Origin of the sequence: Nocardia pneumoniae NBRC 100136 (assembly GCF_000308755.1) — a bacterium.
In the GTDB taxonomy this organism is placed as follows: Bacteria; Actinomycetota; Actinomycetes; order Mycobacteriales; family Mycobacteriaceae; genus Nocardia; species Nocardia pneumoniae.
In genome coordinates this window covers 1-23,044 of record NZ_BAGF01000042.1, presented here as the reverse complement: position 1 = coordinate 23,044, position 23,044 = coordinate 1, and the positions used below count along the sequence as shown (strand labels likewise).

The 23,044-nt window shown below is 67.9% G+C and carries 19 protein-coding genes and 1 pseudogene; 6 read left to right on the top strand and 14 right to left on the bottom strand.

The genetic code is table 11. The features are described from left to right. Nucleotides 1-537 precede the first annotated feature (537 nt). The 3 genes and pseudogenes from ON34_RS13240 to ON34_RS37560 all read left to right on the top strand — a co-directional run. On the top strand, nucleotides 538-2,019 hold the full coding sequence (locus ON34_RS13240) for a PfkB family carbohydrate kinase (RefSeq protein ID WP_245548016.1): 1,482 nt from the start codon (nucleotides 538-540) through the stop codon (nucleotides 2,017-2,019). 195 nt (nucleotides 2,020-2,214) lie between these two features. Further along, a complete protein-coding gene (locus ON34_RS13235) occupies nucleotides 2,215-4,047 on the top strand; it encodes an AMP-dependent synthetase/ligase (RefSeq protein ID WP_040779137.1) in 1,833 nt (610 codons plus the stop codon). 71 nt (nucleotides 4,048-4,118) lie between these two features. Continuing rightward, nucleotides 4,119-4,253, top strand: a pseudogene (locus tag ON34_RS37560) (class I SAM-dependent methyltransferase); the annotation flags it as partial. Nucleotides 4,254-4,353: 100 nt separating this feature from the next. Here the strand turns inward: ON34_RS37560 and ON34_RS13230 are convergent. From ON34_RS13230 to ON34_RS13205, 6 genes are all read right to left on the bottom strand, one after another. After that, complete coding sequence (locus ON34_RS13230; protein WP_040779135.1) at nucleotides 4,354-4,782, bottom strand: hypothetical protein; 429 nt, start codon at nucleotides 4,780-4,782, stop codon at nucleotides 4,354-4,356. A 245-nt stretch (nucleotides 4,783-5,027) separates the two neighbouring features. Next, a complete protein-coding gene (locus tag ON34_RS13225; RefSeq protein WP_040779133.1) occupies nucleotides 5,028-5,432 on the bottom strand; it encodes a VOC family protein in 405 nt (134 codons plus the stop codon). Beyond that, nucleotides 5,413-6,198, bottom strand: coding sequence for an arsenate reductase/protein-tyrosine-phosphatase family protein (locus ON34_RS13220; RefSeq protein ID WP_040779320.1), 786 nt, complete (start codon nucleotides 6,196-6,198; stop codon nucleotides 5,413-5,415). Before ON34_RS13220 ends, ON34_RS13225 begins: the two co-directional genes overlap by 20 nt. Before the next feature lie 183 nt (nucleotides 6,199-6,381). Then, nucleotides 6,382-6,915, bottom strand: coding sequence for a YbhB/YbcL family Raf kinase inhibitor-like protein (locus ON34_RS13215; RefSeq protein ID WP_040779132.1), 534 nt, complete (start codon nucleotides 6,913-6,915; stop codon nucleotides 6,382-6,384). Between the two features lie 22 nt (nucleotides 6,916-6,937). After that, nucleotides 6,938-8,299: a M20/M25/M40 family metallo-hydrolase gene (locus tag ON34_RS13210; protein WP_174372031.1), complete on the bottom strand. Its 1,362-nt coding sequence runs from the start codon at nucleotides 8,297-8,299 to the stop codon at nucleotides 6,938-6,940. Nucleotides 8,300-8,419: 120 nt separating this feature from the next. After that, nucleotides 8,420-8,887, bottom strand: coding sequence for a GtrA family protein (locus tag ON34_RS13205; RefSeq protein ID WP_040779128.1), 468 nt, complete (start codon nucleotides 8,885-8,887; stop codon nucleotides 8,420-8,422). A 134-nt stretch (nucleotides 8,888-9,021) separates the two neighbouring features. On the opposite strand from ON34_RS13205, the gene ON34_RS33530 reads away from it, so the two are divergent. The 3 genes from ON34_RS33530 to ON34_RS13190 all read left to right on the top strand — a co-directional run bounded on the left by ON34_RS33530 (nucleotide 9,022) and on the right by ON34_RS13190 (nucleotide 13,272). After that, nucleotides 9,022-11,505 carry a beta-ketoacyl synthase N-terminal-like domain-containing protein gene (locus tag ON34_RS33530; RefSeq protein WP_157172289.1) on the top strand — a complete coding sequence of 828 codons (2,484 nt, stop codon included), beginning with the start codon at nucleotides 9,022-9,024 and terminating at the stop codon, nucleotides 11,503-11,505. Between the two features lie 68 nt (nucleotides 11,506-11,573). Beyond that, complete coding sequence (locus ON34_RS13195) at nucleotides 11,574-12,134, top strand: GNAT family N-acetyltransferase (protein ID WP_040779314.1); 561 nt, start codon at nucleotides 11,574-11,576, stop codon at nucleotides 12,132-12,134. Between the two features lie 199 nt (nucleotides 12,135-12,333). Then, nucleotides 12,334-13,272 carry an undecaprenyl-diphosphate phosphatase gene (locus ON34_RS13190; RefSeq protein WP_040779126.1) on the top strand — a complete coding sequence of 313 codons (939 nt, stop codon included), beginning with the start codon at nucleotides 12,334-12,336 and terminating at the stop codon, nucleotides 13,270-13,272. Between the two features lie 362 nt (nucleotides 13,273-13,634). Here the strand turns inward: ON34_RS13190 and ON34_RS13185 are convergent, their stop codons facing one another. The 8 genes from ON34_RS13185 to ON34_RS13150 all read right to left on the bottom strand — a co-directional run. Then, nucleotides 13,635-14,984 (bottom strand): cytochrome P450, encoded by a 1,350-nt coding sequence (locus tag ON34_RS13185; RefSeq protein ID WP_083889389.1) that lies wholly within the window; start codon nucleotides 14,982-14,984, stop codon nucleotides 13,635-13,637. An 11-nt stretch (nucleotides 14,985-14,995) separates the two neighbouring features. Then, on the bottom strand, nucleotides 14,996-16,273 hold the full coding sequence (locus ON34_RS13180) for a flavin-containing monooxygenase (protein ID WP_051022477.1): 1,278 nt from the start codon (nucleotides 16,271-16,273) through the stop codon (nucleotides 14,996-14,998). Next, on the bottom strand, nucleotides 16,270-17,835 hold the full coding sequence (locus tag ON34_RS13175; protein ID WP_040779122.1) for a glycosyltransferase family 87 protein: 1,566 nt from the start codon (nucleotides 17,833-17,835) through the stop codon (nucleotides 16,270-16,272). Before ON34_RS13175 ends, ON34_RS13180 begins: the two co-directional genes overlap by 4 nt. A 58-nt stretch (nucleotides 17,836-17,893) precedes the next feature. Further along, nucleotides 17,894-19,066, bottom strand: a complete 1,173-nt coding sequence (locus ON34_RS13170) for a nucleotide disphospho-sugar-binding domain-containing protein (protein WP_085997071.1) — start codon at nucleotides 19,064-19,066, stop codon at nucleotides 17,894-17,896. A gap of 4 nt (nucleotides 19,067-19,070) precedes the next feature. Then, the gene (locus ON34_RS13165) at nucleotides 19,071-20,255 is read right to left on the bottom strand and encodes a class I SAM-dependent methyltransferase (protein WP_051022476.1); all 1,185 of its coding nucleotides are present in this window, start codon (nucleotides 20,253-20,255) and stop codon (nucleotides 19,071-19,073) included. Nucleotide 20,256: 1 nt separating this feature from the next. After that, on the bottom strand, nucleotides 20,257-21,201 hold the full coding sequence (locus tag ON34_RS13160; RefSeq protein WP_051022475.1) for a GDP-mannose 4,6-dehydratase: 945 nt from the start codon (nucleotides 21,199-21,201) through the stop codon (nucleotides 20,257-20,259). A gap of 1 nt (nucleotide 21,202) precedes the next feature. Next, nucleotides 21,203-22,456: a class I SAM-dependent methyltransferase gene (locus ON34_RS13155; RefSeq protein WP_218003884.1), complete on the bottom strand. Its 1,254-nt coding sequence runs from the start codon at nucleotides 22,454-22,456 to the stop codon at nucleotides 21,203-21,205. Beyond that, the coding region (locus tag ON34_RS13150) for a GDP-mannose 4,6-dehydratase (protein WP_040779116.1) at nucleotides 22,453-23,044 on the bottom strand (592 nt) is incomplete at its 5' end. The genes ON34_RS13150 and ON34_RS13155, both read right to left, overlap by 4 nt.

Sequence of the window (23,044 nt, the reverse complement as noted above, 5' to 3'; positions counted from 1 at the left end):
CGGTGGATGGACCGGCATATCCGCGGTGTCGGGTTCTTCGTGGCAAGTTTGCTCGCCCGTTCGGCGAGGTGCGTCGTCAGGGGTGTCGTGCCCGAGGAAGGAATGCCGCGCGGCGGCGGTGTCGACAGTGAGTCCGGCCCCGGTCGGGGTGTGGTCGGCTGGGAAGCCCGTTCGCGCTGACACGTGACAGGTGATGACCACGGTGCGGCGTTGCGGGGATCTCGGACGGCTCCTTTAGTCCACCACCGGCTCGGGCAGCGGGTCGGTATCCGTTCCGGTGAGGCGGCGTTGCCGCCGAATATGCTGTATACGGAGCATGGTGCTCATCACCAGCCCTCCCGTGCCTGGTGGTGCGATTGAGGTCGCCACATCCAGTGTGACATTTGCCGTTCCTCAAGCGCAATTGCCGTTGTACTTTGGTAATTGCCATTTCATTCGGTGGCTAAACCCGATTCGCGTGGCCTATGTGCGCACGATCGCTGCGGTGTCACGCCGATCAAGGAGGGGTGGATCGCCATGGTCCCGCAGGATTCGGGAATGGTTGCCGTTCGCAATATCCTCACCCGGCTGTGCAAGCGGTCGGGCCTGAGCTCGGATCGGTTGCGCAGCACAGAAATCGACGTACTGCCGCTGCTGGATCTGCTCGCCGTGCGCCAGTACGCCCGCCGCGCCGGTATCGACCGGGAAGAGGCGGTGCTGCCGCTGGTGCGCGACCTCGCTCGGCGATTGGAGCCCACCAACCGACTCATCGTGGACGCGGAACTGTCGTTGGGGCTGCTGCGGGAGAATCCCCCCGCCGGAATCTATCCCGGCCGCCTCTATGGGGCAGACCTGGGCGAGCGGCGCGAGTACCTCGTCGACCGCTGGGCGCAGCTGCACGAAGCCCTTGGCGCGCAACCGATTCCTGCCACACTGACGGTGCGGTCGCTGCGCGGGACGCCCGAGCGCCGTGCGTTCACCGAACTGGCCGCGCGACTGGCCACGGCCTCGGTGTTCGACGGCGCGCACGTCGTGGACATCGGCGGCTCCTCGGAAACCGCTGCGGGCAAATCGGATTCGGCGGATTCCCGCGGCGTGGTGACCGTCATCGGCGACGCGGTCATCGACCACATCTATGTGGTCGACGAAATCCCCCGTCCCGGCGGCAGCGCTCGCGGCAGCTATCAGGAGCACCCCGGCGGCAAGGGACTCACCCGCGCCGTCGCCGCCGCCCGGCTCGGCCTGCGAGTGCGGCTGATCTCGGCGGTCGGCGACGACGACGCGGGCAGCCGCACCCTGGAATACCTGCGCAGCGAACGCGTCGACACCGAACTGGTCAAAGTCGTGCCCTACGCGCCGACCCCGGTCACGGCGGTGATCGTGGCCGGTACCGGTGTGGCCAGCCGGGTCGGCTGCAAAGACGAGCGAATCCGGTTGAGCGCCCAGGACGTGCGCAGCGACGCGGTCCGCTCGGCGATCGCCACCTCCGACGCGGTGCTGCTGACCTTCGAACAACCCACCGGGGTGCTCGAGCAGATCATGGCGCAGCTGCGGCAGCTGCCGGCCAGGCCGCTGGTGGTCGTGCATCCGGCGCCGCGGCTGGATCGCCCGCAGTACCTGTATCAGCATCTCGGCGTGGTGGATTACCTGATCGGTGGTGACGCGGACCTGAAGGCACTGGCGATGGCGCCCGACGGTGCGACCGCATGCGGGGAGCACACCGCGACCCGTTTGCGTGCGCTCGGCGTGGGGACGGTGTGCGCGATCCGGGATTTCCGCTGCGCGGTGTGGTCGGAGCAGGTCAGTGACCGATTTCAGCCGTTCCCGACGGCGCTGGAGGACTCGGTCGGCGCTCACGCCGCCTTCTCCGCCGCCCTGGTCTCTCGTCTCCTCGCTTCGCGCCGCCCCGCCGCGCCCGACGACTACGTCTGGGCCACCGCCGCGATGGTGGCGACGCAATCGATGGGGGACGTTCCCGGAGCGATGCCACTGGTGAGTGAGATCGAACGGATCTTCCAGCTCGCTGCGCCGCGGCACTGACTCGAGGCCGGATTCATGTAAGGGCTGCCACAGTCGCCGCATCTGGCTACCATGAGTGAGCCGCGCCACATGCGGGCGCGCCGACTCGCGAGAGACCGACGGTGCCAGCGCCGCATTCCGTCAGCATTCGAGTCGCGGACCGGGCGTCGGCGGACACCGGATTCGGTCCACGCCAGAGATAGCGGGAACAGGGATATGACGACAGCAGATATCGGATACGCACACGAATCGGGCAAAACGGTCTACACCGTGCCCGCGGCATTCCAGGAGACCGCCCGACTACGGCCCGACCAGATCGCCCTACGCAAAGTGGGTGGCACCCAGGAATACACCTGGCGCGACTACGCCGAACGTGTGCGATCCATCGCGGCGGGCCTGGCCGGACTCGGTGTAGCGCGCGGCGACACCGTCGGCATCATGCTCACCAACCGTCCCGAGTTCAACCTGGTCGACACCGCGGCACTGCACCTGGGCGCCACCCCGTTCTCGATCTACAACACCAGCTCCCCCGAGCAGATCACCCACCTGTTCACCAACGCGGGCAACAAGGTGGTGGTGACCGAGCAGGTCTTCCTGGACCGCATCACCGCCGCCGGTGTGCCGATCGAGCACATCATCGTGGTCGACGGACCCGCCGAGGGCGCCATCACCCTCGAACAGGTCGAGGCCGCACCCGCCGCGGACTTCGATTTCGACGCCGCCTGGCAGGCCGTGCGAGCCGACGACCCGGCCACCCTGATCTACACCTCCGGCACCACCGGCCCGTCCAAAGGCGTGGAGATCACCCACCGCAACGTGCTCGCCCAGATCATCGCGCTGGTCAACGGCCCGCTGCCGGCCGGCTTGGACGACCGGGCAGTGTCCTACTTGCCCGCCGCGCACGTCGCCGACCGCATCTCCGCTCACGCGATGAACCTGCTCACCGGCATTCAGATCACTACCGTGCCCGACCCGCGCGAGGTCGCCGCCGCACTGCCCGACGCGCGCCCGACCGTCTTCTTCGGGGTACCTCGGGTGTGGCAGAAGATCAAGGCGGGCGTGGAGAGCAGACTTGCCGCCGAACCGAGCCCGGTCAAGAAAGCATTGGCCAACTGGGCGATCAGCACCGGCATCGCCGCCGCGCGGGCCGATCTCGCCGGCCGGAGCGGCGGTCCCCTGCTGGCTGCACAGCACAGGATCGCCGAAGCCCTGGTGCTGTCCAAACTGCGTCACGCGCTCGGGTTGGATCAGCTGATGGGCGCCTACTCCGGCGCGGCGCCGATTCCGCCGGAGACCCTGGAGTACTTCCTCGGCCTCGGCTTCACCGTCTGCGAGGTGTGGGGGATGTCGGAGACCACCGGCGTGGGCACCTTCACCGAGCTGGACAAGCCGCGGCCCGGTTCGGTCGGGCGTCCGGTGGACGGCATGGAACTGCGGCTGGACGCCGACGGCGAGGTCCTGGTGCGCGGTCCGATCGTCACCCACGGCTACCGCAATATGCCGGACAAGACCGCCGAAGCCATCGACGCCGACGGCTGGCTGCACACCGGCGACATCGGCACGATCGACGCCGACGGCTACCTGCGCATCGTGGACCGCAAGAAGGAGCTGATCATCAACGAGGCGGGCAAGAACATCGCGCCCTCCAACATCGAGAACGCCGTCAAGGCCGCCTCCTCGCTGATCGGCCAGGCCGTCGCGATCGGCGACGCCAAGCCCTACATCGCCGCCCTGATCGTGCTGGATCCCGACGTCGCCGCCATCCGCGCCAAGGAACTCGACGCCACGGGCGAGGACATCGCCACCCTGGCCACCCGCCGCGAGATCGTCGACGAGGTGCTGGCCGCGGTGCAGGCGGGCAACGCCAAGCTCTCGCGGGTGGAGCAGATCAAGCGGTTCATCATCCTCGGCGCCGTCTGGGAGCCCGGCGGCGAGGAGTTGACCCCGAAGATGTCGCTCAAGCGTGTCCCGATCGCGACCAAGTACCAGGCCGAGATCGAGGCGCTGTATGCCGAGGAGCCTTCCGACCGGGTCGTCAATGTGAAGTAGGTTTCCACCGCGAGTGCTGCGGCTCTGGACATTCCGTTCAGGGCCACAGTCGTATCACCCCGTGCCGGTGTCTCGCCCGGCACGACCGCGCCACGGTACTGCACCTCGGCGGCGGGCTGGACTGCCGAGCCTTCCAGCTGGACCCCTGCCCGCAAGTCGAGTGGTATGACGTCGACTACCCCGATGTGATCACGCTGCGGCTACAAGGTGATGGGAAAGGTGATGTCGCTGATTCCGTCTGTCCGGATGATCGCGCAGTACCACCGCTACGCCTTCTGAACGCGCCCCGCGAGCGAGGCCGCGGCACTACAGCTGCTCCACCGCGAAGCCGACGAGGAGAACACTGAATCCCCCGATCTCGCCGATGATCAGGGCGGCCAGGACGAAACGCATCGAGGGTGGCGGGTTGCGCATTTGATTGTCGGTCTCACGCTGCAACCCGAGCCGGATGTAGTTCGCGATAGTCACCACGAACAGCAAGACGATCACCGCAGCCGCACCGAAGTTCACCGCGGACGGCCAGCCAGACAGTTCGACGAACACCGCGATCAAGCCGGTCGCGAATGCATACAGCAACGCCGCTCGGTGAGCGATATCGACGTACGGGTGTGCCAAGCCGTCCGGCGAGGTAGTCATCGCCTGCCACTTCCACACACCGAGAACCAGCGCCCACAGGAAGATGAGCCCAGCAAAGAACAGCACCCAGGCGGTACCCGTGTGAACAACCACCGTCATCCCTTACCAGTCCAGCACGTACCCTCTTTGGTCCGCCGTCAAGCGGCAGCGTACCTCCTCCGGCTGGCAAGCGCGCGGCAACAACCAACCGCCACGGTGTCATTCACTGATCCGCCGTAGCTCCCACGGAGTCGAACCGCGCGAATTTACATCTCGGTCTGCTCGACCGACTCTGGGCACCAGGCCGCCGAAGATCATGGGGGCGGAACGGCGATCACCGAGCTGCGGTGCCTGGGAGCCCGGTATCAGCGGGCCTCGAAATGGGCTGCGGGTTGGAACAGTTCGACGACGTTGCCCGCTGGGTCTTGCACCAGGGCTTGCTGCCCGCCGGGACCGCTGATGATGTCGTTGCGGAAGCCGACACCGGCCGCTTTCAGTCGTTCGACTTCAGCGGCGATGTCGTCGACGATGAGGTGGATTCGGTTCCAGCCGCCCGGTTGCGGGACAGCGCCGTCGGACATGGGACGGCCGGCAGAGCTCGTGGGCCCGGCCAGCAGCAGCCGCAGCGGGCCTCGGGTGACGTCGGCGAAAGCGGGACTGTAGTTGTTGGCGACGGTGAAGCCGAGATGGGTGGTGTAGAAATCGACGGCCGCGGCGACGTCGTCGACGAGGTAACGGACACTGGCCAGTTCAGTTGCGGTGTTCGACATGATCGGCACTCCTGGTGAGGGTTGTGGATGTGAGCAGGGACAGCAGGTCTCTGCTGCGGACGTCGATTTCTTCCGCGACGCGGCAGAACTCGGGATAACTCGCCTCGTCGTCGGGCGCGGCAGCGGCCGGATCGGGCAGGCTCCAGTGCACGGTGGTGGCCGGACCGTGATCGCGAGGGAGTTCCCGGACCTTGTCGCACAAGGTGATCACATAATCGAAGCGGCGGCCAGCGACCTCCGGCAGTGCTGTGGTGCGGTGTGCGCTGAGGTCGATGTCGTAGCGCTCGCGCATCACCCGCACCGTGTTCGGGTGCAGCGCGGGTTTGGGATGGCTGCCCGCGCTGGCCACCTCGACCCGGCCGCCACTGCGGCGGCGCAGCAACGCTTCGGCCATGGGTGACCGCGCGCTGTTGCCGGTGCACAGGAACAACACCGCCCCACCGACCGGATCGGGAGAGGTCGCGGCGGTGGGGGCCAGCCCTGGGTGTAGCGCGGCCGCGGCCTCGGCGAACGCTGTCCCGCACCGGGTGAGATCGAGGTGGTAGTAGCTGTCGCGGCCGTCGAAAGTGCTGCGGCGCATCGTGACCAGCCCGGCTGAGCGCAGCAGTCGCAGATGGTAGGAGACCAGGTTTTGCGGCTCACCGACCGCGGCGACCAGTTCCCGCACCCGGCGGTCGCTGGCCGCCAGTTCGGTCATCAACGCCCACCGCAGGGGGTGTGCGGCCATCCGCATCAGCAGCGGAACGGGCACCCGGTCACTCGCCATGTACCGAAAATACATCAAACTGACTTGATGTAATAGATTCGGGTCATCGAGGTCGATTGTCGCGAACCTGATGTCGTGGAAGACGTCGCCATCGATGCAGGCGAAGGCCCAAAGTCGATGTACTCGCGAGAAACACTGTGGCCCTGAGCATTCCGCTCAGGGCCACAGGTCTGCGATGGGAACCTACTTCTGCTCGTAGGTGCCGATGAGGGTGGCGCGGGCCAACGTGTGGGAGAACAGGTTGAAACCCAGGTAGGCCGGGGTGGCGTTTTCGTCGATGCCGAGGCTTTCGACGTCGACGGCGTGGACGACGATGAAGTACCGGTGGGGGCCGTGGCCGGGCGGCGGGGCGGCGCCGACGAAGCCGTGGAAGCCGCCGTCGTTGCGGAGGGTGATCGCGCCGGTGGGGAGGGCGCCGCCTTCCTCGCCGCTGCCCGCGCCGCTGGGCAGGGAGGTCACGGTGCCGGGGATGTCGGCGACGGCCCAGTGCCAGAAGCCGGAGGCGGTGGGCGCGTCGGGGTCGTACACGGTGACCGCGAAGCTCTTGGTTTCCGCCGGGAAGCCCGACCAGGACAGCTGCGGGGAGATGTCCTTGCCGCCCGCGCCGAAGACGCCGCTGACCTGGTCATTGTTCAACGGCTGGCCGTCGGTCACGTCGGTGGAGGTGAGGGTGAACGACGGCACCTGGGGCAGCGCGTCGTAGGGGTTGTAGGTCATGGAACCTCTTTTCCGGATCGGTTCAGCTGTGTAGGAGGAAGTGTTCCAGCACGCGGGTGCCGAATTCGAGGGCCTGGACCGGCACCCGCTCGTCGACGCCGTGGAACAGGGCGGAGAAGTCCAGTTCCGGCGGCAGCTGCAGCGGGGCGAAACCGAAGCAGCGAATTCCCAAGCGGGCGAATGCTTTCGCGTCCGTGCCGCCGGAGAGCATGTAGGGCACCGTGCGGCCCCGCGGATCGTGGGCGAGCACGGCGTTGTTCATCGCGTCGACCAGATCGCCGTCGAAAGTCGTCTCGTAGGAGTCGAGTTTGGTGATCCACTCGCGTTCGACGTCGGGGCCGATCAGCTCGTCCACCTCCCGTTCGAACGCCGCCTGCCGCCCGGGGACCACGCGGCAGTCCACCACCGCCTCGGCGGTCTGCGGGATCACGTTGGCTTTGTACCCGGCCTGCAACATGGTCGGATTCGCGGTGTCGCGCAGCGTCGCGCCGATGATGCGGGAGATGGTGCCCAGCTTCGCCAGCTGGCCTTCGATATCGGGGCTGGACGGGTCGAACTGGAGACCGGTCTCTTCGGCGACGGCGGCCAGGAACTCGGCCACCGAATCCGAAAGCACCAGGGGGAAGGTGTGTTTGCCCAGCCGCGCCACCGCGTCGGCGAGGATGGTCACCGCGTTGTCCTCGTGCAGGAACGAGCCGTGACCCGCCCGGGCCTTGGCGCGCAAGCGCATCCAGCCGAGACCCTTCTCGGCGGTCTCCACCAGATACAGCCTGCGTTCGGTGCCGTCGGGACGCGGGACGGTCAGCGAGAATCCGCCGACCTCCCCCACCGCCTCGGTGACGCCGTCGAACAGGTCGGGCCGGTTGTCCACCAGCCACTGCGAGCCCCACTTGCCGCCGTTCTCCTCGTCGGCGAGAAAGGCGAAGACCAGATCGCGCGGCGGCACCGTCCCCTCGAGCTTGAACTGGCGGGCCACCGCCAGCGTCATGCCGACCATGTCCTTCATGTCGATCGCGCCGCGACCCCACACGTAGCCGTCGCGGACCGCGCCGGAGAACGGGTGCACACTCCAGTCGGCGGCCTCGGCGGGCACCACATCCAGGTGCCCGTGGATCATCAGCGCGCCACGACTGCGATCCGCGCCTTCCAGCCGCGCGAAGACATTGCCGCGTCCCTGGGCGCCGGACTCGACATACTCGGTGACATATCCCGCCTGGTGCAGTTGGTCGGCCACCCACTGCGCACACTCGCGCTCCCCCTTGGTGGTGGCCAGGTCGCCGGTGTTGGAGGTGTCGAAGCGGATCAGCGTGCTGACCAGCTCCACCACTTCCGACACCGCGCGGGTGGTTCGGTGCGGATCGATTCCTTCGCCAGTTGCGGACACGCTCCCTTTCCTACCACCCGGACGGCGAGGCGATCGCGCGGCCGGGTGGTCGCGTCGGGTCGTCGAGTCCGCACGGTGCGGGATCGTGCCCGACAGGGTTGCGATCAGGGTGGTCGCAACTCACGCGCTGCCGCGGTCCACTTCCTCGGGGAAAACCACCCGCACGAACGCCCAGAAGCGGAACACCATGCCCAACGCGGTGCCGATCAGCTGCGCGGCGACGAAATCGGCCAGGTTCTGCGTGAACCGGGAGACCTCGGGCACCTCGAGGTGCAGCACATACCGCGACACCCACAGCGGTGCGGTGTTGATCGCGACGGCCAGGAAACTGACCAGGTAGAACAGCGCTGCCTCGTGATGCCCGCGCCGTCCGCCGCGGGCGTCGAAGGACCACTGCTTGTTCAGCACATACGACAGCGTGATCGCCGCGAGCACCGCGAGGACTTTCGCCGTGACCGGATGCGCCTCGAGCACAGTGCTCTTCAATGTCAGGAAGACCGCGGTGTCCAGCGTGAACGCGGCGACGCCGACGGAAGCGAATCGGATGAGTTCTCGACGCCGTGCCTCGCCCCCCAGCGCGGACGTCACCCGAGTGAAAATCGGGCGTTCGGAAAATAGCACAGGTAAAGTTTCCGGCACATATCCCGACCCCACAACAAGATCGGCGGATTCACCACACCACATATTCCGGGCAGGTGGATCACAGCAGGCGAGAAGGCAGCGTGAAGAAGTCCAAGCGGCGCACCCGTCACCAGCAAGAGCGCGACACACCGGTGCTGGCCGCCGAGCCCATCGCCGTGGTCGGCATGAGCTGCCGCTTCGCCGGGGGCGCGGATTCACCGGAAGCGTTGTGGCGCTTGCTGGTCGAGGAGACCGACGCGGTCGCCGACGCGCCGCCGCCGGACCGGTGGACCGGCGACCACCGTGACCTCGATCGGTCCGCTCCGGGCAAGACGGTGTCGGTCGCCGGGGGCTATCTGCCGGATGTCGCCGGGTTCGACGCCGAATTCTTCGGCATCACCCCGCGCGAAGCGGCGGATATGGATCCGCAGCAGCGCTTGGCGCTGGAATTGGCCTGGGAGGCGTTCGAGGACGCGGGCATCCGGCCCGATCGGGTTCCGGAGACCGGGGTGTATTTCGCCAATAAGTTCAACGATTATCGCGCCGTCAAACTCGCTCGTGGCGCCACCGCCATCACACCGTTCACCAGCACCGGCGACGTCGAGGGCGTCATCGCCAACCGGGTGTCGTATTTCCTGGGTTTCGACGGGCCCAGCATGACCGTGAACGCCTCCTGCGCGGGATCACTCGTCGCGGTGCATCTGGCCTGCCAGGCGCTGCGGGCGGGTGAGAGCGCGCTGGCGGTCGCCGGTGGCGTGCAACTGAACCTGATTCCCGAGACCGCGGTCGGGCTCTCGGCGCTGGGCGTGCTGTCCCCGCGAGGCCGGTCCCGCACCTTCGACGCCTCCGCCGACGGCTACGTGCGCGGCGAGGGTGGCGCGGTGGTCGTGCTCAAACCGTTGACCCACGCGCTGCGCGACGGCGACCGCGTCTACTGCACCCTGCTCGGCAGCGCCACCAACAACAACGGCAACCACCGCTCCATGCCCGCCAGCAGCGCAGACGGACAGCGGCAGCTGCTGCGGCGGGCATGCGCGCGGGCGCGTGTCGACCCGATGACGATCGACTACGTAGAGGCGCACGGCACGGGCACCGCGGTCGGTGACCGTGCGGAACTGTCGGCGCTGGCCGAGATCTATGGGACCGGCCGCGCCCCCGAGGCTCCGTTGACGGTCGGCTCGATCAAAACGAATATCGGGCACACCGAAGCCGCCGCAGGGATGGCCGGGCTGCTTAAGGTCGCACTTGCCCTGTCGCATCGCCGCATTCCGCGCAGTCTCCATTTCGACCGCGCGCCAGTCGATTTCGACTTGGCGGCGGCTGGATTGCGGGTCGCTGACACGGCATTGCCGTGGCCGCAGCACAACGGCCCCGCACGCGCCGCGGTGAGCGCGTTCGGCTTCGGCGGTTCCAACGCCCACGTGATCGTCGAAGCGGCGCCGCACGCCGCACCGGTGCTCGAGTCCGAGGTCACGGAACGGCTGGTGGTGCTGTCCGCGCGCACCGAGGCTGCGTTGCGGGCGCATGCCCGCCGTCTGCGTGACCATCTCGTGCGCGAACCCGGCATTCCGCTCGGCGACCTCGCACATACGCTCGCGACGAGAACACCGTTCCGTCACCGGCTGTCGGTGGTCGCCGAGGATGTGGGTCACGTTGTCGAGTTCCTCGACAGCTACCTCGACGGGGCCCACGATGCGGACAGCGCCGACGGCCGGGAAAACGAAGTACTGAGCCGAGTGCTGTCGGCGGCGCTGCGTCCGGGCACTGTGGACCGGCGTGAGCTGCTGGTGGCGGCGGGCGTGCTGTTCCGGCGTGGCGTCGAGCCCGACTGGGCGGCGGTCAACCTGCCGGGGCGTCCGATATCGTTGCCCACCTATCCCTTTCAGCGGCAACGGCATTGGGTGACCGCGGAGGCTCGCGCGGACGAGCCCGGGGATGCTCTGCTCGAGTCGTCGGCGACCTATTCGCCGCCAGCTGAACCTACCGTCTCCACCGGTCGATCGACACCGCGACACGTCACCCCTGACGACAAGTCATCGGCGGACCACCCCGCCCTGGTCGAATCCGACAGTCCGAGTTCGAGGCGCGCTGCGATCGAGCAGCGCACCGATTCCGGCATCGCGCCGAACGAGTCGTCGTCGAGCGCTTCCGTTGCGGTCCAGCCCGCTGATTCGGCATCACGCGAACGGCCCACCAAGTCCGGTGAGCTGGCAGATACCGTCGAGCCCGACACCGCGACGCTTACCGCTGTGGTGACCAAGGAGCTGGCCGAGGTCGTCGGCATCGCGGCTGACCGCGTCGACGTGCGCCAGAACTTCGACCAGCTCGGCATCGGCTCGGTGCATGCCGTGGAACTCAGCGCTCGCCTCAGCGCCCGGCTGGGCATCGACGTCCCGGCCGCCATCATCTGGGGGTGCCCCACTGTCGAGCTGCTGGCTGCCGAACTGGGCACCCGCCTGGCCCCCGTGCGCCCAGCGGAACCCTTCCGCCCCGCATCGTCGACGGCGGTTTCCGAGCCGACGCTGGGCGAGGAAGCCCTCTCCACCGCCGAGCTGCTGGCACTGAGCCGAGAACTCCTGGGCTGACGCGGGGATTCGCGCAACCGCCACGAGGGATCGGTCGGTCGAACGGCTGCTCGGCCAGAATGGCTTTCATGAGCCGACTGCCCACGCTGTCCGCCCCGGAAATCACCTCCGACCGTCTCTTGCTCCGCAAGGCACACGACGGCGACCGCGACGGATTCATCGAGTTGCAGACCGATCCCGAGGTCAGGACATACCTCGGCGGTCCGCGGCCCCGCAGCGCGGTCGAACAGTACCTCGACGCGGTCGGCACCGCGAACGTCACAGCCAACCCCGGCGTCTACGTCATCGCCGACAAGGAAACGAACCTTCTCATCGGAACGCTGATGCTCAACCGCCGGTCCGCCGATCAACCCGGGCACCTCACCGAGGACGGCGAAGAACTGGAACTGACCTACCTCCTGCGGCGCGATGCGTGGGGCGCGGGACTGGCATTCGAAGCGGCGACCGCCGCGCTACGCACCGCCGCCGCCGAACTTCCCGACCAGCCGGTCATCGTCGTCACTCAGACGGCCAACCATCGCTCACTGAAACTCGCCGCCCGCCTTGGTTTCCAGCCCGTCGGCACTTTCGAGGCGTTCGACGCCCAGCAGACCCTCGCCACTGCCCGCCTCCAGACATTCAAAGCCTGACGGGCACATCCGCGGTACAACGGACCCCGCACCCGGCCAGGGTTGGTGCGCTTCCGGTCAGGTCGTCACTGGCTCGGTGACACGGTGCAGCGAACCGATGCGCTGATACGAAAACCGCTGAGGCGCGGCGCGTTCGGCATTACCACTGGCGTGCAGGCCCACCGGCGGTTTTCGGAGTGTGCATGCGAGACTCGAAACGATGCTCACATATGTTCAAGCGACCGTGATCGGTGCGGTGCAGGGTGTCACGGAGCTGTTCCCGATCTCGAGCCTGGGGCATTCCGTGCTGGTTGCCGCGTGGCTCGGCGGCGATTGGGAGAAGCTGACCGCGGAGGGCGAGTCCGGCACGGGCACATCGTATCTGGCGTTCGTGGTCGCCTTGCACGTGGCGACGGTGGTGGCGCTGCTGGCTCATTACTGGCGGGACTGGTGTGCCATCGTCGCCGGGTTCATCACGTCACTGCGCACCGGGCGCCTCGACACCATCCCTCAGCGGCTGGCGTGGCTGATCGTGATCGCCACGATTCCTGTCGCCGTCCTCGGCTCGCTGCTGGAACATCCGCTGCATGCTCTGTTCGCGGCGCCGATCTACGCCGGGATCTTTCTGACACTGAACGGTGTCGTGCTGATCGTCGGTGAGGGACTGCGCCGACGCAACGAGCCGTCACTGGCGGAATACGGTCGACGATTCGCCCGGCGGGAGGCCCGCAGAGGTCTTCCCGCCGAGGCGCGAACTCGCCGCCAGTCCGACCGGCCACTGGCCGCCCTCGGGGTCGGGGACGCCCTCGGCATCGGCTTCGCCCAAGTCGGCGCGCTGCTGACCGGGTTCAGCCGTGCGGGCCTGACCATGGTCGGCGGCTTGTGGCGCGGCCTCGAACACGAGCACGCGGCCAAATTCGCCTTCCTGCTCGCCACTCCGGCCATCCTGGGCGCAGGAGTGCTGGAGATGCCGGAACTGGCCGGATCGAAAACCGACGGAATCTCGGGTCCGGTACTGGTCGGCGCCGTGGTGTCCGGGGTGTCGTCATGGCTGGCAGTGCGGTTCCTGGAGCGGTATTTCCAGACCCGGACACTGCTGCCGTTCGCGGTGTACTGCCTGGCCGCCGGAACGCTCTCGATCGTCCACTTCATGGGATGACGCCCTCGCCGACCAGCTTTCCCGACCGAGATCGCCGGTGGCCGTCCACATCACGGTCGACGGTCGGGGATTCGATGCCTGACGTCATAGTCCTGTCGGGCCTTCTCGACCTTGTCCAGGTTGACCGACCGCTTCCAGCTGCCGCAGCCGCTGGGTCAGCAACCTTGGACGTGATCGTGGTGATGCGGCGCTCCAGTTCCACGAACCGCTGCCGAGCAAGCCGTCAGCCCCGACGTGGAGCGCCTGCTCGGCCGCCCACCCGCGCCTTCGCCGAATGGGCTGCCCGTAACGTCGAGGCGTTCAAGTGACTTGCCCGGCGGGCATTTCCACGCCCGGTGTGCGCTACCGGGCGTGGTCGCGAGTCAGGTTGTCAGTGGCTCGGTGACGCGGCGGAGCGGGCGGATGCGGATGCCGAATTCCGGTCGCAGATTCACCGACGCCAGCGGCACCACCGGGTGGGCGTCGTCGAGTTCGAGGCGGAAACGCTGCACCGTCATGGCCAGGATCAGCACCATCTCCGTCATCGACATGTCCTTGCCCAGGCAGATGCGGGGACCGCCGGAGAACGGGAAGAACGCGAACTTGTGCCGCTCGGCCACCGCTTGGTCGGTGAAACGCTCTGGACGGAACGCCTCCGGGTCGTCCCACAGCCGCTTGTCGCGATGGATGTAGTACATGCACAAGGTGACTCGCGCACCGGCCGGGACGTGGTAGCCGCCGATCTCGTCGTCGGCGATCGGGGTGCGCTCCACGATCCAGGCGGGCGGATACAGGCGCATGGTTTCCTCGATGACCATGCGGCAGTAGCTCAGCTGCCCCAGGTCGGCGAAGGTCGGTGGTCGGTCGCCGATCGCGGCGCGCACCTCCTCGGCCAGCCGCTCCTGGACCTCGGGGTGCGTGGCCAGCAGGTAGCACGCCCACGACAGCGCGTTCGCGGGGGACTCGTGACCGGCCACCAGGAGGGTCTTGATCTCGTTGAGCAGATCCTCTTCGCGCATGCCCTGGCCGCCCTCGTCGCGGGCGCGCACCAGCGCGGTGAGCACGTCGGTGGTGTCGCCGCCGCGGCGGCGTTCCTCGATGAGATGCCGTACCACGTCGTCGAGTTCGCCGACCTTGCGCGCGACCCGCCGCGCCTCGGGGGTCGGGAAGGACTGCGGCAGTTTCACCGGCGCGTTCACCCGCTTCATGATCAACGCGAACGCCGCCCGCATCGCGTCGGTCACCTGGGTGGTGTCGGTGGACAGGTCGATGCTGAACAGGATCCGGCCGGTCACCGCGAGCAGCAGCTTGACGTAGTCGTCATAGATGTCGCGGAACTGCCCGGCCGTCGCGTCCCAGCCATCGAGCATCGCCGCGGCGCTGTCGGTGATGTCGTCGGCGAAACCCTTGACGTGCGAGTGGGAGAACGCCGGTGAGATGAGTTTGCGCTGCTTGCGCCAGTACTCCAGGTTGTTGGTGGTCAGCTGCCCTTCGCCGAGCAGGATGCTGAACTCGTCGTAGATCGGGCTCTTGCGATAGTTGGTGTAGTTGTCCTTGAGCACGTATTCGGTCATCGCCGGGTCGGCGACGAGGTAGACCAGCATCGGGCCCGCTTTGACCCGCACGACGTCGCCGTAGCCGTCCAGCAGCTCGCCCACCGTGGCGAGCGGATTCTTCGCCAATTTCGGCAGCATGCGTCCGGTTTCCACCAGACCTGGCCCGGGTGCTTTCATGGTCGGCCCTTTCACTTCAACAGCTTGGCGTGCTTGCGCAGCTGGTTCACGTAGTCCTGTTTCTCTACCACCAGCGGGTACTGGTCGGCGTGGTAGAGCCGCAGCCCGGCGTACAGGTCGGGTTGGCGGCCCTGCGTGGCGCGGTCGAAGCGCGCGACCCGCCGCGGATCGGCCGCTTTCGCACGCAGATACTCGGCGACCAACTCGGCTTGCTTCTCGTACACGTCCCAGTGCGAGCCGATCGGGCGCACCATCCCGACCACGAACAGGTCGCGGGTGTGCGGCGGAAAGATGTTGAGGTACAGGCCCGGTCGCAGACTGCCCTCGGCCCAGTTGAGGTGAGCGCGGTCGACGACCGGATAGTTCGGCACGAACCCGGTCGCCAGTACCACCAGATCCACCTTCTCCTCGGTGCCGTCGGCGAAGGTGACCCGGTCGTCCTCGATCGCGGTGACATCGGGTTTGGGGGTGATGTCGCCATGGGTGTAGTAGTGGTGCAGCTGGTCGCCCAGCATCGGGATGACGATGCCCTCGTCGAAGTCGGGCACCGGCAGCCCGAACGAGCGGGACCGGCCGCGCAGGTACCCGAACAACCGCTCGAAGGCCCGCTTGCGCAGCGGCCGCCACATCCGGCCTTGCAGCATGCTGTCGGTCGGGCGGCCGAGCATGTACTTGGGCATGCAGTAGAACCCGCGTCTGCTGCTGTGCAGGGTCAGCGCCGCGTTCACCGCGCAGTCGGACAGGATGTCGGCGGCCGACTGCCCGGCGCCGACCACCAGCACGCGTTTGCCCAGCACCTGTTCGGGATGGCGGTATTCGCTGGAATGCAGCATCGGCACGGTGCTGGTACCGGGGATGTCGATGCCGCGCGGGGTGCGGTCGTGCCCGGTGGCGATGACGACTCCCGCGTAAACGCGCTCGGAGCCGTCGGCCAGGGTCACCGTCCATCCGTCGTCCGTGGGTTCGATCCGCTGCACCGCGGTGTTCAACCGGATGCGCGGCCACAGATCGAACGCGTCGGCGTAGGCGTGCAGATACCGCAGCACGAGCTCGTGCCCCGGGTAGTCGGGATAGTCCTCGGGCATCGGGAACCCCGAAAAGGCCTGCACCCCTTTGGAAGCGATGACATGCGTATTGTGGCTGACCGGCGAATCCGCCCGCCGCGCGTCCCAGATCCCGCCGATGCCGTCGGCGGCCTCCAAGACCTCGAAGTCCAGGCCGTGTGCGGCGAATCCGCGGGCGGTGGCCAATCCGGCCGCGCCCGCGCCGATGATGCAGTAGCGGCTCATGCGGCAGCCACCGGTTCGGCCTGGGGTTCGTCGGTGCGCGGGGCCTGGTCCGGTTCGGTTCCCGCGCTCGCGCGCCAGGCCACCACGAAGCAGGCGACGTAGATGACCGTCTGACCCACCAGGGTGAAGTAGACGTTCTCGTTGTAGACCGCCACGACCAACCAGGCCACGGTGAGCAGTGCGACGGTGCGCGCGCCGCCGCGCATCAGCCCGGCGTACACCGCGAGCATCCACACCGCGCCGACGGCGATGTACACCCACGGACCGAACGGTGCGCGGAACGACGCCAGCGTCAGCACCGCCAGCCAGATGGCCAGCTGCTCGGCGCGCAACCGCGGACCCTGCGCGCCCGCGGCCACCCGCCGGTGGATGCGGACCGCGGTGACCGCCACCAGGATCAGCAGCAGCAGGGTGTAGACGTTGGTGATCAGGCGAGCCGGGCCGGTCGGGTCGCCGATATCCCAGCCGATGATCTCGGCCTTGTACGGCAAGCCGAACGGCGAGTAGTTGACCAGCTGATTGGCTCGCTCCACCAGCACGAACTGGTGGAACTCGCCGCTGGCCAGCCGCTGCCAGGTCCCGTCGGACAGGAAGATCCGCCACGGCTCCCAGCCGAAGATCGCCAGCGTCGCCGCCGAATACAGTCCGCAGAACGCGGCGGTCCACACCGCGGGCCGCCAGCGCCGCTGCACGAGCAGATAGACCAGCAGGATCGCCGGAGACACTTTGGCGATGATCGCGAACGCCAACGCAGCGCCCCCGAAGATGTTGCGCCGCAACTGGAACAACACCATGGCACCCGCCGCGCCCACGTAGAGCACCAGCACGTGGATGTTGCCGATCTGCAGGGTCGCCAGCGTCGGCAGGCTGATCCACACCACCGGCGTCAGCGCGGCCAGCACCCCGCCCTGCCTGCCGCCGATCCAGCGGGCGATGGCGAACATGGCCACCAGCACGATCGCGACGTACAGCGCGTACCACAGCGCTCGCAGCGTGGCGAAGTCGTGGCTGAACAGCAGCAGCAACCGCGGCAGCAGCAGGAACGGCGGCGGGTACAGGTAGGCGTCGCGATCCTGCGGGGCCACGCTGGGCAGCACCGAATCCGCCTGCGGCGATTCGTACCGGTGCCGGTCGTAGAGGCTGCCGGGATCGTGCTCGGCCATCAGCGCCCCGCTGATGTAGCCGGACAGGTGGGTCTTCTCGACCAGGAATTCGTCGTCGGCCGACAGGGAGGCGTCGACGTTGTCGGCGTCGAGGATGAACTGCGTCAGCCGGGCCAGTATCGCGACCACGAGCAGGATGACCACGCTCCACAGCACCCGCACCACGATCGGCTTGCTGCGCACGACCTCCCGCCACTCCGTCGGGACGGTCGGCACGAACAGCACGAAAAGTACTGCCGCGCAAGTTATTCCGAGTAACGCGGTGACCGGACCAGGTAGCCCGGTGAGCGCGAGCACGATCATCACGACGGGGACGAGAATGCCGACCACGAACACCGCGTACATCGCGGCGTAGTAGTCGAGCGAACCCCGGAAGCGGGTCCATGTCCTGGATATCATCTGCAACCTACGGTTTTCGGTTCCCGCACCGCTCCGGCTCGGGGCGGCGCGGCTGGTCTCATCTGGTCGCTGCCCCGGCGGCCAGCAGCGGAATCACCTGCGCCACCACGTCTTGGGCGGAGGGCGCTGCGCGCAGGTCGGCGCCGATCCGCTCAGCGGCCGCACGGAAGCGGGATTCCTGCAGCAGCGCGCGGATCGAGGCGGCGAGTGCTTCGACGTCTCCCTGGGCAGCCGAGGTCTCGGCGGCCAGGCCCGCGCCCGTACGCACCAGGCCGCGGGCGTAGTCGAACTGGTCGAACATCTGCGGCAGCACCAACTGCGGCAGCCCGAACCAGCCCGCGGTCAGGCCGGTGGTCGAGCCGCCGTGGTGCACCAGCAGATCGCAGCCGGGCAGGAACAGGTTCAGCGGCACCTCTTCGACGACCCGCACGTGGTCGGGCAACTCGCCGACCGCGGTGCGGTCATGGGCGGACAGCGCCACGATCACCTCGGCGTCGCCCACCTCGCCCAGCGCCGCCAGCACCGACTCCAGCGGCCGCGGACCGGTCAGGCTCAGGGTGCTGCCGCCCATGCAGACCGCGATCCGCTTGCGGCCGTGCTCGTTGCGGTGCCACTGCGGCAACGCGCCGGTGCCGTTGAACGGGACGTAACCCACCGGGATACCGGGCGGAGCGTCCGGCGCCTGCAACCGCGGCGGGCAGATGTCGAGCACGGCGAGCGGGTCGGCCAGCCGCGTGCCCGCTTCGTCGGCCAGCGCGGTGGTGCGTTCGGTGAACGGACCGCCGGTGGGGTCGATGCCCCAGCGGTGCACCAGGACCGGCAGATCCAGTTCCGCGCCCAGCGCGCGGCCGATGGTGGCCAGCGGGTCGGTGATGATCACGTCCGCGCCCCAATCCCTGGCCACCGCGGCGAACGTCTCGAGGTGCTGGCCGGCGTGGTTGTGCCAGTTCTGTGCGGCGATCTGCCACAGGCCCTGCCCGCTGGGCTGGTCGCGGTCGGCGAACAGCGGAAGGGGAAACATGCCTTCGTTCACCGTGGTGCGCAGCTGGTCCATCGGCACGTTCAAAGCGGTGAGCTCGACGGCGTTCAACCCCGACCGAAGCGCCGTCGCTGTCACGTCGTTGCGGGAGGCGACCAGCACTTCGTGACCGGCCAGCCGCAGCGCCCAGCAAAACGGCACCATCGCCAGCAGATGCCCCGACGAAGGCACCGGCACGACAAGAAACTTCATCGATTCACTCCTTCGGCTTCATCCACTCCATCGGATTGGTGTGCCGAGGCACCCATGATGGAGCCGATTGCTCGGCGTTGCGACGTTTTTCGATGACGACGATGTTGTGGTAGAAGTGCAGCGCCCCGATCCAGTCGTCGAACTCGCTCGCCGCGCGGCCGGAGTCCTTCTCGAATTCCTGGTGGTGCAGGGCGTCGACGAGGGTTTTCAGGTAGCCGACCGTGGTCGCCGGGTCGTCGGTGCTGGTGCTGCTTCCGCCCCAGCCGGACCAGTAGGAGGTCTGGGTGTCCTCCACCACGTACAGGCCGCCGGGCCGCAGATGCGCGAACAGCGCCTGGAACGAGGCGATCACGTCGCCGCTGATGTGGCTGCCGTCGTCGATGATGATGTCGAACGGGCCGAGCGAGCGGCCGAGTTGGTCCAGGAACGCCGCGTCGCCCTGGTCGCCCTGCAGTGGTTGCAGGCGGGGCTCGGCGATGCCGGACTTGTCGAAGTAGTCCAGCCCGTACACCAGGCCGCGGCGGAAATACTGCTTCCACATGCGCAGCGAGGCGCCGCCGACATCGGGTGCGGTGTATCCGCCGATGCCCAGTTCCAGCACCCGCACCCGGCTGTCGCGTAGTGGGGCGAAGTGCCGCTCGTAGTGCTGGGTGTACCAGTGCCCGCCCCACTTGTCCGAACCGAACTGCAGCGACAGCGCGTTGAGGTCGTAATGGGTGGGGCGGCTGGCGGTGACGATCCGGTCGGCGGCGACGGCGGCGGCGTCGCGGGCCAGCCGCCACGGGTCGTCGGGGGCGAAACTGCCCGGCCCCGGTTCGTCCTTGATCGCGATGGCGCGGGTGCCGATGGCGGCATCGGGCGGGCCGTAGACCGCGCGCAGCAGCTCCACCAGGTCCTGGCGCACCACCAGCCACGGATCCTCCAGGGTGCCCGGGGCGATCACGGGGTCGTCGGCGCCGAGGGTGACCAGGTAGTCCAGTTGCTTGCCGTCATGGGTCAGCTCGAACACCGCGGTGACCGGCTGCCCGGGGCGGGTGCCGTGACCCGCGCGCCAGGCGATCTCCTTGAGCACCGCGTCGGCCACGGTCTCGGTGCCGATCTCGCCGATGCGCGCGGCGGTCTCCTCGTAGACGCCGTCGGCGATCGCGATCAGGTGGGCGGCAAGGACATTCTCGTCGTTCAGGTTCACGTTATCCATCCGTTCCGCCGGTGCGCACCGGCCTCGATTGCTCCACCAGGCGCACGCCATCGGCGGCGAGCATGGCCCTGACCATGCCGCGGAAGTCCACCGACGGACGCCACCCGGTCCGCTGGCGCAGCCTCGTCGCGTCACCCACCAGTGGTTGCCTGCTGCGGGTGAGTACCGAGGAGCGTTCGCGGACATGGTCTTTCCAGTCCAGTCCGGCCATGCCGAACGCGGCCGCGCAGAACTGCGCGACCGTATGGTGTTCGCCGGTGGCGACGACGAATTCGTCCGGTTCGTCGAGGGCCAGGATCCGGGTCATCGCCTCGACGTAGTCCGGCGCGTATCCCCAGTCGGCGCCCGCGTCCAACCGGCCCACCTCGAGCACGTCGGTGTCGCCGCGCTGGATCCGCGCGACCGCGCGCACGATCTTGCGCGTGACGAACTTCTCGGCGCGCAGGGGTGATTCGTGGTTGAACATGATTCCCGCGGCCGCGAACACGCCACGGGCACGGTAGGCGCGGCAGGCCAGCAGGCCCGCCGCTTTCGTCACCCCGTAGATCGAGTCCGGCCGCAGTCCGCTGTCCTCGTCGCACACCGCGCTGTCGGATCCGTAGACGTGCGAGGAGGCGGCGTAGAACAGGCGGGTGCCGGTGCGGTGGTGCTCGATCGCTTCCGCGAAGTGCTGCACCGGCAGCGTGTTCACCCGATGCGAGGCGCGCGCCAGCTGGTGCGGGTCGCCGTGGTCGTCCTGCGAGGAGTGCTGCACCGCCGCCAGCAGATACACCTGCCGGGGGCGTTCGGTCGCGATCAGGTGATCGACGGCCGCCGCGTCGGTGATGTCGACGGGGCCGCCGCGGCCGATCCGCAGCACGTGCTCACCGCGCGCGGCGAGCAGGTCCGACAACAGTGTGCCGTCCTGCCCCGCCGCGCCCGTGACGACGACGGTCATCTCACACCACGTCCAGTTCCGGCAGCGGGAAGACCAGCCGTCCCCCGGCCGCGCGGAACGCGCTTTCCCGCTCGAGCATCATGGTGCGGAAGTGCCAGGGCAGCACGAAGAACTGGTCGGGAGCCAGCTCGCGCGCCTGCGCCTCGGATACGATCGGGATCGCGCTGCCGGGGGTGAACTTGCCGAACTTGTCGTCGTTGACCTCCGCGATGCAGGCCAGGTCCTCCGGCCCGATGCCGCAGTGCTGCAACACCACATTGCCTTTGGTGGAGGCGCCGTAGCCGAGGGTGCGCAGACCGGCCTTGCGGGAGCGGTCGAAGAACTCGCGGACCTGCTCGCGATGTTCCTCGACCCGTTTGGCGAAGTCGGCGTAGGGCTGCGGGGTGTGCAGCCCGAGCGCGGCTTCCTCCTGACGCATCCGATCCAGCGCGGCGGCGTCGGCGGCGGCCGGGACGCCCCGCTTGCCCAGCGTGAGGGCGAAACTGCCGCCGTTGACAGTATTGCGCTCCACCTCGAGCACCACGAATCCACACCGCCGCGCCATCCACTCGATCTGGTCGAGGGTGTAGTACTCGAGGTGTTCGTGGCAGATCGTGTCGTAGGAGGTGGTGGCCAGCATCGCGGGCAGGTAGCTCTGTTCGAGTACCCAGATGCCGTCGTCGGTGAGGCTGTCGTACACCGCCTGCATGAATTCCAGCGGGCTGGGCACGTCGTAGAACATGGCGATCGAGCTGATCACCTTGGCGCGCCGCCCGTCGAGCACCGACTCGACCAGTTCGCGGTCGAAGTATCCGGTCACCAGTCGCACGTGCGGCGGATAGAACCGGCGGAACTTCTCCCCCAGCGGGTCGATCCCCACGATGGTCGCCGACCCCTCGGGGTAGGCCCGCAGCAGCGTCGCGTCGTTGCTGCCGATGTCGATCACCAGATCCTGCGGTGTCAACGCCACGCGCTCGCGGATCCTGGTCACCCGGTGGGCCAGGTGATCGATCATCGATCGGTTGAGTCCGGAGCGGTATCCGTAACCCGGGGAATACATCTCGTCGAAATCGGCGGTATGGCGCAGCTGCACCAGGCCGCATTCCTCGGAGCCGGTGGGCACGCAGCGCACCAGTTCCAAGGGGTAGCGCGGCACGGCGGTCGGGTCGGTGGCCGGGAACACCCCGGTCAACGCCATCGTGCCGAGATCGACGACCGTCTCGAGCCGGGTGTTCCCGCACACCCGGCAACAATCCACCGCCACTGCTTGCGTCACGCGTTCTCCATATCGTGGGCGACCATCAGCTCGACAAGTTCGGTGAAGCTCGTACGGGGTTCCCACCCGAGCTTCTTCTTCGCCTTGGTCGGGTCACCGGTGAGATGATGCACCTCGGCGGGCCGGAAGTAGGCCGGATCGACCTCGACCAGCACCCGGGAGGTGCGCCGGTCGATCCCTTTCTCATCGAGACCCGTTCCCTCCCAGACTAGTTCGACTCCCGTGGCGGAGAACGCGGTCTCGCACAGCTCGCGCACGCTGTGTGTCTCGCCGGTGGCGATCACGTAGTCGTCGGGTTCGGGCTGCTGGAGCATCAGCCACATCGCCTCGACGTACTCCTTGGCGTATCCCCAGTCACGCCGGGCGTCCAGGTTGCCGATATAGAGCTTGTCCTGCTTGCCCTGCGCGATGCGCACCGCGCCGCGGGTGACCTTCCGGGTAACGAAAACCTCACCACGCCTGGGTGATTCGTGATTGAACAGGGTGCCGTTGACCGTGTACATCCCGTAGGCCTCGCGGTGGTTCACCGTGATCCAGTACGCGTACAGCTTCGCCACGGCATACGGAGAACGCGGATGGAACGGTGTG

Excerpts from the sequence above, each read along its gene's own strand:
- ON34_RS13240 (WP_245548016.1), top strand. The coding sequence starts at position 538 with ATGGTTGCCGTTCGCAATATCCTCACCCGGCTGTGCAAGCGGTCGGGC.
- ON34_RS13235 (WP_040779137.1), top strand. The coding sequence starts at position 2,215 with ATGACGACAGCAGATATCGGATACGCACACGAATCGGGCAAAACGGTC.
- ON34_RS13230 (WP_040779135.1), bottom strand. The coding sequence starts at position 4,782 with ATGACGGTGGTTGTTCACACGGGTACCGCCTGGGTGCTGTTCTTTGCT.
- ON34_RS13225 (WP_040779133.1), bottom strand. The coding sequence starts at position 5,432 with ATGTCGAACACCGCAACTGAACTGGCCAGTGTCCGTTACCTCGTCGAC.
- ON34_RS13220 (WP_040779320.1), bottom strand. The coding sequence starts at position 6,198 with ATGGCGAGTGACCGGGTGCCCGTTCCGCTGCTGATGCGGATGGCCGCA.
- ON34_RS13215 (WP_040779132.1), bottom strand. The coding sequence starts at position 6,915 with ATGACCTACAACCCCTACGACGCGCTGCCCCAGGTGCCGTCGTTCACC.
- ON34_RS13195 (WP_040779314.1), top strand. The coding sequence starts at position 11,574 with ATGAGCCGACTGCCCACGCTGTCCGCCCCGGAAATCACCTCCGACCGT.
- ON34_RS13190 (WP_040779126.1), top strand. The coding sequence starts at position 12,334 with ATGCTCACATATGTTCAAGCGACCGTGATCGGTGCGGTGCAGGGTGTC.
- ON34_RS13185 (WP_083889389.1), bottom strand. The coding sequence starts at position 14,984 with ATGAAAGCACCCGGGCCAGGTCTGGTGGAAACCGGACGCATGCTGCCG.
- ON34_RS13180 (WP_051022477.1), bottom strand. The coding sequence starts at position 16,273 with ATGAGCCGCTACTGCATCATCGGCGCGGGCGCGGCCGGATTGGCCACC.
- ON34_RS13175 (WP_040779122.1), bottom strand. The coding sequence starts at position 17,835 with ATGATATCCAGGACATGGACCCGCTTCCGGGGTTCGCTCGACTACTAC.
- ON34_RS13170 (WP_085997071.1), bottom strand. The coding sequence starts at position 19,066 with ATGAAGTTTCTTGTCGTGCCGGTGCCTTCGTCGGGGCATCTGCTGGCG.
- ON34_RS13160 (WP_051022475.1), bottom strand. The coding sequence starts at position 21,201 with ATGACCGTCGTCGTCACGGGCGCGGCGGGGCAGGACGGCACACTGTTG.